2 protein-coding genes are annotated in these 1818 nt (G+C 72.8%); both read right to left on the reverse strand.

Annotated features, from left to right (window positions below; genetic code table 11):
• Positions 1-359 precede the first annotated feature (359 nt).
• A complete protein-coding gene (gene hemQ, locus ACWJ6R_RS35795) occupies positions 360-1067 on the reverse strand; it encodes a hydrogen peroxide-dependent heme synthase (RefSeq protein WP_068895965.1) in 708 nt (235 codons plus the stop codon).
• A gap of 165 nt (positions 1068-1232) precedes the next feature.
• The coding region (locus ACWJ6R_RS35800) for a protoporphyrinogen/coproporphyrinogen oxidase (RefSeq protein ID WP_449066458.1) at positions 1233-1818 on the reverse strand (586 nt) is incomplete at its 5' end.

Here is a 1818-nt window from a genome sequence, read left to right on the forward strand (position 1 = left end):
GCGCCCCCGCCTGAGGGAGCGCCACGGCCGTTTCCGCCGCCGCCCCGCTCTCCGCCGGGGCCCTCTCCGAGGCGCTCCCGGCGGCGACCGGAGCCCCGCCGGACGGCCGGCCCACCGCCACGATCCCGGCGACCGCGACCACCAGGGCCGCAGCCCCCACGGACGCCTCCCGGCTCCACCGCCGGGACCTCTTCCTGCGGCGTCCGCCCCTGTGCCGCCCGGAACGCACCAGACCTTCGCCCTTGGTCACCTTGACCTCGCACTCAGGAGATTTTTCCTGAGTATGACAAAATTTTGGAACGAGGCCGCCCGTTTCCAGCAGGACTTTGCCTTTCCGTCCGGAGTCACCGCGGAGTGCGCTACGGCAGGGCGTTGACCAGTTCGCTCACCGGCTTGCGGATGCCGGTGTAGAAGGGGATCTCCTCCCGGGTGTGCCGCCGGGCCTCGGCGCCGCGCAGGGTGCGCATCAGGTCGACGATGCGGTGCAGTTCGTCGGCCTCGAAGGCGAGCATCCACTCGTAGTCGTTCAGGGCGAAGCAGGCGACGGTGTTGGCCCGCACGTCGGGGTAGTCCCGGGCCATCCGGCCATGCTCGGCGAGCATCCGGCGGCGGTCGGCGTCGTCCAGGAGGTACCACTCCAGGGAGCGGACGAACGGGTAGACACAGACGTTGGCCCGTGGCTCCTCCTCGGCGAGGAACGCCGGGATGTGCGACTTGTTGAACTCCGCCGGGCGGTGCAGCGCCATCGCCGACCAGACCGGCTCGGTCAGCCGTCCCAGGTCGGTGCGGCGGAACCGCGAGTAGGTCTCCTGCAGGTCCTCGGCGGTCGGCGCGTGCCACCAGAACATGAAGTCGGCGTCGGCGCGGAAGCCTCCCACGTCGTAGACGCCGCGGGTCACGACGTCCTTCTCGGCCATCTGCGCCAGCAGGTCCTCGACCTCGCCGGCCAGGCCCTCCCGGTTGCCCGGGCAGCCGTCGCGCAACCTGAAGACCGACCACATCGTGTAGCGGATCACCTGGTTCAGGTCACGCGCCTTGGGCCGCTGCTTCTCGTCCGTCGTCCTCACCCTCTCATCAGGAACTCTGCTTCCCCCGCCCTCCAAATCTAGCGAGGCGGGCGCCCGGTCCTCCCGGCGGGGAACGGCCTCCCAGGACCTCTCACCGGGCCCTCTCACCGGGCCCTCTCAGCGGACCGTCCCCGGCCTTTCCCTCCCGGCCTTCCCCGCCGCCTCTCAGGCGACGGAGGAGCCGCTCTGCCGGGCGGACAGGTGGTCCAGGACCCGGGCCGCCGCCGTACGCGCGGTTGCGATGCAGGCGGGGATGCCGACGCCGTCGTAGGCCGCGCCGCACAGGGCCAGGCCGGGCTGGGCCGCGACCGCCGCGCGGATGCGCGCGACCCGGTCCAGGTGGCCCACGTTGTACTGCGGGAGCGAACCGCCCCAGCGGGTGACCCGGGAGTCCAGTGGCAGGCCCCGTACGCCCAGGATCTCGGCCGCCTCGGCCATCGCCAGGGCGACCAGCTCGGCGTCGTCGCGCTGGAGGAGCGCCTCCTCCCCGAGCCTGCCGATCGAGCAGCGCAGCACGACCAGGTTGGGGTCGGCCTCGGCCAGGTGCGGCCACTTCACCGAGCTGAACGTCGCGGCCTTGACCGGGCGCCCCTCGGCCGGCGGGACCAGGTAGCCGCTGCCGGCCGGCGTCTGGGGGAACGCCACGCGCGGGTAGGCCAGGGTGACGATCGCCATGCTGGCGTACTCGATCCTGGCCAGCTCGGCCGCGGCCTTGGGCACCTCGGCCGCGAGCAGGCGGCCGGCCGCGGGG

The organism is Planomonospora algeriensis (genome assembly GCF_977012225.1).